The 6,881-nt window shown below is 67.7% G+C and carries 8 protein-coding genes; 3 read left to right on the top strand and 5 right to left on the bottom strand.

Annotated elements, in window-relative coordinates; all coding sequences use genetic code 11:
- The 3 genes from AC1DKV_RS22800 to arfB all read right to left on the bottom strand — a co-directional run.
- Positions 1-762 (bottom strand): phosphate/phosphite/phosphonate ABC transporter substrate-binding protein (locus AC1DKV_RS22800; RefSeq protein WP_477138044.1); only part of this gene is annotated, 762 nt, incomplete at its 3' end.
- A gap of 6 nt (positions 763-768) precedes the next feature.
- Positions 769-1,791 (bottom strand): fatty acid desaturase, encoded by a 1,023-nt coding sequence (locus AC1DKV_RS22795; RefSeq protein WP_441612925.1) that lies wholly within the window; start codon positions 1,789-1,791, stop codon positions 769-771.
- Positions 1,792-1,989: 198 nt separating this feature from the next.
- Positions 1,990-2,397: an alternative ribosome rescue aminoacyl-tRNA hydrolase ArfB gene (arfB, locus tag AC1DKV_RS22790; RefSeq protein ID WP_441612924.1), complete on the bottom strand. Its 408-nt coding sequence runs from the start codon at positions 2,395-2,397 to the stop codon at positions 1,990-1,992.
- A 178-nt stretch (positions 2,398-2,575) separates the two neighbouring features.
- Here arfB and AC1DKV_RS22785 point away from each other — a divergent pair, with 178 nt between their 5' ends.
- From AC1DKV_RS22785 to AC1DKV_RS22775, 3 genes are all read left to right on the top strand, one after another.
- On the top strand, positions 2,576-2,842 hold the full coding sequence (locus tag AC1DKV_RS22785; protein WP_441612923.1) for a PepSY domain-containing protein: 267 nt from the start codon (positions 2,576-2,578) through the stop codon (positions 2,840-2,842).
- 34 nt (positions 2,843-2,876) lie between these two features.
- On the top strand, positions 2,877-3,428 hold the full coding sequence (locus AC1DKV_RS22780) for a cytochrome b/b6 domain-containing protein (protein ID WP_441612922.1): 552 nt from the start codon (positions 2,877-2,879) through the stop codon (positions 3,426-3,428).
- A 172-nt stretch (positions 3,429-3,600) separates the two neighbouring features.
- A complete protein-coding gene (locus AC1DKV_RS22775) occupies positions 3,601-4,677 on the top strand; it encodes an AraC family transcriptional regulator (protein WP_441612921.1) in 1,077 nt (358 codons plus the stop codon).
- On the opposite strand, the gene AC1DKV_RS22770 is transcribed toward AC1DKV_RS22775, so the two are convergent.
- Both AC1DKV_RS22770 and AC1DKV_RS22765 read right to left on the bottom strand, forming a co-directional pair.
- On the bottom strand, positions 4,664-5,638 hold the full coding sequence (locus AC1DKV_RS22770; RefSeq protein WP_441612920.1) for a quinone oxidoreductase family protein: 975 nt from the start codon (positions 5,636-5,638) through the stop codon (positions 4,664-4,666). The two genes, AC1DKV_RS22775 and AC1DKV_RS22770, sit on opposite strands and share 14 nt — an antisense overlap.
- 158 nt (positions 5,639-5,796) lie before the next feature.
- Positions 5,797-6,789, bottom strand: a complete 993-nt coding sequence (locus tag AC1DKV_RS22765; protein WP_441612919.1) for a Bug family tripartite tricarboxylate transporter substrate binding protein — start codon at positions 6,787-6,789, stop codon at positions 5,797-5,799.
- Positions 6,790-6,881: the final 92 nt, after the last annotated feature.

The following is a 6,881-nucleotide window of genomic DNA, read 5'->3' as shown; positions in this document are numbered from 1 at the left end:
GTGCGCCAGCGCTGTGCGGGCGATGCCGCGCAGGCGCAAGCGTTGCGCCAGCGCCGGCTCGGCATCGATGACCTGTTCCAGCGCATCGCCCACGCGCGCGCTCAGCGCCGGGCTCGCATGGCGCGAGCACACCAGCGGCAGGCCGGGCGCGCAAGCGGTGCCGCCGATCTGGCGCAGCGCCGCCAGCCGTGCGGGCAGGTGGTCGCGCACGAAGGCCAGCGTGACGCAATCGATGGCGGCCACGTCCGCCTCGCCGTGCGCCACGGCGTCGAGCGACGCCAGGTGCGAGCCGGTGCGCAGCGCGGCGGCAAAAAAGCGCCCCTGGCGTGCCAGCGGCGCCACCGCATGACGCAAGGCGTTCATGCCGCTGTGCGAGGCGTCGTCGTTGTACGCCACGCGCAAGCCGCGGCAATCCGCCAGCGTGGCCGGGCCGCCGGCGCGCACCACGATGGCACTGCTGTAGTGCTCGCCGTCGCAGCCCGGCGCATCGAACCGCGGCGTGCCGACGACGCGCACATGGCGCTGCAGGCCCTGCACCAGGGGGTAGCCGCAGGCCTGCGACAGCAGCAGGTCCGGGCGGCGCCAGAACGCATGCAGCGCGTCGTGCGTGGTGCCGGGGTCGACGGCGCGCAGGTAGAGCGGATCGGGCCCGCGCGCCAGCACGTCCGCCACGCGCGCAATCAGCGCCAGCCAGTCCGCGCGCAATGCGGGCGTCACGTTGTACATGGGCAGCGCGGCCACCCAGTGCCTGCGGTCATCCATGCGCGTTCACCCTGTCAGCCGCGCGCGCGCATCATTGCCGGCGCGCGTACCCGTTGCCGCCACCGCGGCGGCATGGCGGCGCGCGTCGCGGAACAGCGGATGCACCACCGGCGCGGCCGGGCGCAGCGCGAAGCGCGCCAGCCATTCGCCGTAGCCCTTCACCACGAAGCCGCCGCTGCGCCGCCGGTAGCCCGGCGCGCGCGTGCGATAGATGCCGCCCAGCGCGAACCACGGCACTGCCGGCAAGTCATGATGGACCAGGTGATAGTTGTTGTTGAGGAAAAGCAGGCGCCACGGCCACGCCGCCTCGTTGATGACGCTGCGCCGCGCCGGCAGCGCATGCGGCCGGTGCTCCTGGAACGAGCGCACCGCCGACAGCGACAACGCCGGATACGCCACGCCCGCCAGCATCAGCCACGGCGCGATGCCGCACGCGCGGTCGAGCCAGGCCAGCAGCGCGGCCAGCGCCAGCAGGTGCGCGAGCCATATCGGCACATCGCGCAGGTCGCCGCTGCGCACCTGTCGCCATGCGGCGGCCATCGTCTGCGCGATGGCGAACGCCGGCCCCAGCAGCACGCGGCCGGCCATCGTATTGCGCCAGCGCAGCAGCATGCGCAGCGCGGGGCCAGACGCCTGCCAGTCGCCAGGCAGCAGAAAGTAGCTCTCCGGGTCGGCCCCGGGGTGCGTGAGATGGTCGGCCGCGTGATGGATCAGGTGTTCGCGGCGGTAGAGGCCGTACGGAAACCACACCGCCAGCGGCGCCGCGCCGAACAGCGCGTTGAGCCAGGGCAGCCGCGTGGGATGGCCGTGCAGCAATTCATGCTGCAGCGACATGTACCACGTGGTGGCGACGGTCAGCAGCGCCGCCGTCAGCGGCAGGCCGAGGCGGGCCGCGTTGAGCGCGGTGCCGAACCACGCCGCGTAGACCGCCGCGATCAGCAGCCAGGTCGGCAGTTCGGTGCGCCAGAGCCAGGCGCGGCTGGCGCGCGCGATCTCCGCGCGCTGGATGTCGTCCAGGTAGATTGCCATGGCTGCGTCATCGTTGAACGGTGGCGGGCTGTACGGCAATCGAGGCGATGCGGACACCCAGGGCATCCCGCGCCGCCTGTCAAGCCGATGGGCGGCGAGCGCGGGGATGTCAGACCAGCTTAGGCGCCGTGGCGGAAAACGGAACGAAGGAAAGCCGATATGGATATGCGCACGCAGGCACGGGTACGCGCCGCGCGCTCAGTCGAGCACCTTGCCGCGCTGCGCCTTGACCTGGCTGCGCTGGTTCTTGCCCTCCAGGCGCCGCATGCGTGAGCCGAAGGTGGGCCGCGTGGGCCGCCGCGCGCGCGGCGGCGTGGCCACGCTGCGCACCAGCTCGTGCAGGCGCCGCACGGCTTCCTCGCGGTTCATCTCCAGGCTGCGATGCTGTTGCGCCTTGATCACCACAACGCCATCGCGCGTGATGCGGTGGTCATGCAGCTGCAGCAGCCGTGCCTTGTGGTCGTCGTCCAGCGACGACGACGCGCGCACGTCGAAACGCAGGTGCACCGCGTTGGACACCTTGTTGATGTTCTGCCCGCCGGCGCCCTGCGCGCGGATCGCGGTGATCTCATACTCGGTGTGGGGGATGTGGATATCTGGCGCCATGGCACGGATCATAGCAAGGCCAGGCGCGTCGACGTGGTGTCGGGAGGCGAAGCCGGGCCCGCCTCGCGGCACCCGCTTCGCCAAGGGAACGCCAAGGGAGCGTCAAGGGAAACCCGGTATTGCGAATCGTTCTTATCCACACTATGCTGATGCGCCAATCCACATTCCGGAGACCTTTATGCAACGTATCGCCCTGCTCTTGCTGGCCGGCGCATTTTCGACGGGCGCCTTCGCCAGCGCCAAATGTGTTGCCCATCCCAAGGCGGAATGGATGAAGGAGGCCGACGCCAAGGCCAAGATCGAAGCGCAGGGCTACACCATCAAGAAGTTCAAGGTGGACGGCAACTGCTATGAGATCTATGGCACCACGAAGGAGGGCAAGAAGGCCGAGATCTACTACGACACCAAGACGCTCGAGGTGGTCAAATCGGAAATCGAGAAGTAAGCCGGGAAGCGAGCCGCGCGCCGGTCCCGCCGCAATGACGGCTGCCGCCTCCGTTCGCGTCTGGGACCGCGTCGTGCGCGCCACGCACTGGTGCGTGGCGGCCCTGGTCCTGTGGGATCTGTACGAGGACTCGGGCGGCCCGCTGCATCGCAATCTCGGCTACGTGGCGGCCGGCCTCGTGCTCGTCCGCCTGGCCTGGGGCGCGATAGGCAGCAAGCCCGCGCGGTTCTCCAGCTGGGTGCCGGGCCCGTCCGGCCTCGCCACCTATTGCAAGGCCCTGGCAACGGGCCATCCGCCGCGCTACCTCAGTCATAGCCCGCTTGGTGCCGTGATGATGCTTGCGCTCTGGTTCCTGATCCTCGCGCTGGCGGCGACGGGCTGGATGTCCCGCCTCGACGCCTACTGGGGCGAGGACTGGGTTACCCGCCTGCACGGCGTGCTGGCCTACATCCTCATGGGCCTGGTCGCGCTCCATGTCATGGCCGCCATCGCGATGGGACGGCTTCACCGCGAGAACCTGATTGCCGCCATGCTGACCGGCAACAAGCGTCAGGGCGATCCGCCCGGGACCGATCCGCCTCGCTAGCCCCGCGTGGGAATCCGTCCGGCCAGGCGAAGCCATCCCGCACCGCTGCGGACCGGCACGAGGCAAGGCCGCGCATTGAGGCATACTTCTCTCGTGCGGCCCGCCGCGCGCCCGCTTCTTTGATCCCATCCGAAAGCTCCGGAATCGTGTCGGCGCACGTGGAGCCACCGCCATGCCAAACGTCGGACGACTTGTTCGCAGTGCCAGCCTGAACGGCTACATCGAGCTGATGGAGTCGCTTGGGCGTGATCCCGGGACGTTCCTTCGGAAGGTGGGGCTGTCGGCGCGCCTGCTCCGGGAACCCGGTGCGGTCATCCCCAGCCATGCCCTGCGCGAGTTGCTGGAAGTCACGGCAAGCGCCACGGGCATGGAAGACCTTGCGCTGCGGCTGGCGGCGCGCCGCACGTTCTCCAACCTGGGACCGATCAGCCTGGTGCTCAAGGAAGAGCCCTCGCCACGGCAGGCGCTCGATGCCTTGTGCCGTTACCTGAAGCTGCTCAGCCCCTCCCTGATCATGCGCATCGAGGATGTCGGCCAAACCGTCGTCATCAGCGAAGACCTGCTGCCCGGCCCGGGCCCGGCGACTCGCCAGGCGATGGAACTGAGCGTGGCCATGATGTTTCGCATCCTGCGCGAACTGATCGGCCCGCAGTGGCGGCCGCAACAGATTTGCTTCACGCACCGTCCGCCGGCCGACATGTCGGCCCACCGCGCGTTTTTTGGCCGCAACCCGATGTTCAACCAGTCGTTCAACGGCATGGTCTGCGCGGCGGCCGATCTGGACAAGTCGCGCACGCCCGACGACTCAGGGGCTACGCAACTGGCGCGCGACTACCTCGACGCAGCCCTGAGGCGCCGCGGCGACGGCATGCGCGAATCGTGCCGCGAACTGATCATGGCACTGCTCCAGGGTGGACGCTGCACGGCCCAGCAGGTGGCGCGGCACCTGCGCATCGATCGTCGCACGCTGCATCGCCATCTCATCGCGGAAGGGCTGACCTTTTCGGTCGTGCTCGACGAAGTGCGCTCGGAGCTGGTGATGCGTCACCTGCGCGAGAGCGACCTGCCAATCGGCGAGGTCGCGGGCCTGATGGGATTTTCGAACCAGAGCAGCTTCAGCCATTGGTTCCGTGCCGCCTTTGGCTGCAGCGTCACGCAATGGCGCATGCAGACGGCCGACCATTCGGCAAATGCGGCGGCTTCAACCCTGAGGCGTCGCCGCCCGGTTCCCGCCGTCAGTCGGCAATGAGCACGATCTTGCCCATGTGCTGACTGCGCTCAATGTAGGCGTACGCTTCACCGATCGAATCCATCGGGAATGTGCGGTCGATCGGCAGGCGAAGCTTGCCTTTACGGAAGTACGGCAGCAGATCGCGCGCGCAAGCCTGGACGCACTCGACGCGCTCCTGCTCGCTGCGCGTGCGGAACGTGGCACCCATCAGCTTCAGGCGATTCAGCCACAGCAGGTTGATATCGACCTGCGCCGTGCTGGCCCCGCCCAGCCGCGCGAGATTGACCAGGCGCCCCTTTACCGCAAGGCTCTTGATATGGTCCTCGAAGACCGAGCCGCCAATGGTATCCATGATGACGTCAACGCCACGGCCGCCGGTGGCAGCCATGATGGCTTCGACCTGGGGCTCGCGGGATGCATCGATGCCGACATCCACCCCATGGCCGCGCAGGCGCTCCAGCTTTTCCGCCGACCTCGAAGACGCGATCACCGGCCGGGCGCCAAGTGCCGACGCGATCAGGATTGCGGCCATGCCGATGCCGCCCGAGGCACCATTGATGAACACCGACTCGCCGGCCTTCAGCTCACCGTTGCTGACCAGCGCGTCATGGGCGGTGATGAACACATTGGGGAACGCTGCCGCGTCGATCCACGACACATCCTCCGGGACCGGCATCAGCGCCAGCGGGGCGGCGACCACATATTGGGCGTGGCAGCCGCGGCCATGGCCCATGACCCGGTCGCCTTCGCGCCAACCGCTGACCTGGTCGCCAACGCTCTCGACCTCGCCCGCAAACTCGACGCCGGCGGTCATCGGGGCGCCCGTACGATGCTCCCGCATGTACTTGATCTCGCCATAGTTGATCCCCGACGCACGCACCCGGACCAACACCTCGTTGGGGCCCGGCCGCGGAACCGGAATGTCCTGCACCGCAAGCCGACCACCGTCGGCGCCGGGCAATACGCGTACTGATTTCATCCTGCCTCCTGTTGATCTCGTCCTGCTGGCGTCGTGACGCCAGCGCCTGCCTGCCTTTCAGTTGCTGCTTGTCGCGATGCGTTGGCGGTCGCGAGTTCCGGCGCCGCAACGACGTATGCAATGAACTTCATCCGCACGGCGACCGGATTCGGGAGTCATCACTCCGGGGTGAAGTGGATCGAGCGCAATAGCTTGCCCTGGCGCTCGTAGGATTCCCGCACGTCCCTTGAAAGCTCCTCCGAGGTAGCCGGCGAGCCAATTTCCATACCCAGGTCTTCGATCTTTCGCCGTAGCGAGGGCGATTGCATGGCCTTGAGCGTGGCCTCGCGCATTTTGGCCACCACGGCCGGCGGCACACCTGGCGCCGACCAGAGCCCCATCCAGCCCACTTCATTGAGATCGGGATAGCCCAGCTCTGCAAAGGTGGGAACGTTGGGAAGCGCGGAGATCCGCTGGGGGAAGGCCACCGCGAAGGCCCTGAGCTTTCCGGACTTGATGAACGGCAACGACGTTGCCGGGCCGTCGAACATAAGAGGCACCTGTCCGCCCATGATGTCCTGTAGTGCGGGCGGGGACCCCTTGTAGCTGACGGCACCGGTATCGAGTCCGGCGAGACGATTGAATTGCACGCCGATCGTCTGACCACGCAAGCCGATGCCAAAGTTCGCGTAGTCGATCTTGCCCGGGTTCGCCTTGATGTACGTGACCAGCTCGGCAAGATTCTTCGCGGGCAAAGCGGGGTTCCCGACGAATATGAGGCCCTGCCGGGTGAGCTGGGCAATCGGCACGATGTCCTTGAACGGATCGTAGGACACCTTGATGGCGTGCGGCACTTCGGCGGCAATCCCCTTCTGGATCAACAGGAATGTGTATCCGTCCCGCGGCGCGGACAGCAGGCCCTGGACGGCGACGACGCCAGCCGCGCCAGACTTGTAGTCGACGATAACAGTCTGGCCAAGCGGGCCCTGCAACTCATAGGCAAGGAGGCGAGCCACGATATCCGCGGTGCCGCCCGGCGGCGCGCCAACGAGTATCCGCACAGGCTTGGCTGGCCATCCGGCGGCCTGGGCGGCATCCATGGCCGGCATCCACGCGCCAATGGCGAACGTGAGCGCCAGGGCCTGGCTAGCAATCTTGGTGAGGCGTTTCATTGCGGTCTCCTTTCTGTCGGACCGGCCGCTACCGATGCGGGGTGGTCTCCGCAATCGGCATGCGTGGCCGGTAGCGAAGCACGTATCGCGTG

Source organism: Cupriavidus sp. 05T41 (assembly GCF_056396525.1).
Note: the sequence above shows the minus strand (reverse complement) of the source record. Positions and strands in the feature narration are given on the sequence as shown.

Coding starts and splice junctions, on each gene's coding strand:
- AC1DKV_RS22765 (WP_441612919.1), bottom strand. CDS start 6,789: ATGAAACGCCTCACCAAGATTGCTAGCCAGGCCCTGGCGCTCACGTTC.
- AC1DKV_RS22770 (WP_441612920.1), bottom strand. CDS start 5,638: ATGAAATCAGTACGCGTATTGCCCGGCGCCGACGGTGGTCGGCTTGCG.
- arfB (WP_441612924.1), bottom strand. CDS start 2,397: ATGGCGCCAGATATCCACATCCCCCACACCGAGTATGAGATCACCGCG.
- AC1DKV_RS22780 (WP_441612922.1), top strand. CDS start 2,877: ATGACGGCTGCCGCCTCCGTTCGCGTCTGGGACCGCGTCGTGCGCGCC.
- AC1DKV_RS22775 (WP_441612921.1), top strand. CDS start 3,601: ATGCCAAACGTCGGACGACTTGTTCGCAGTGCCAGCCTGAACGGCTAC.
- AC1DKV_RS22785 (WP_441612923.1), top strand. CDS start 2,576: ATGCAACGTATCGCCCTGCTCTTGCTGGCCGGCGCATTTTCGACGGGC.
- AC1DKV_RS22795 (WP_441612925.1), bottom strand. CDS start 1,791: ATGGCAATCTACCTGGACGACATCCAGCGCGCGGAGATCGCGCGCGCC.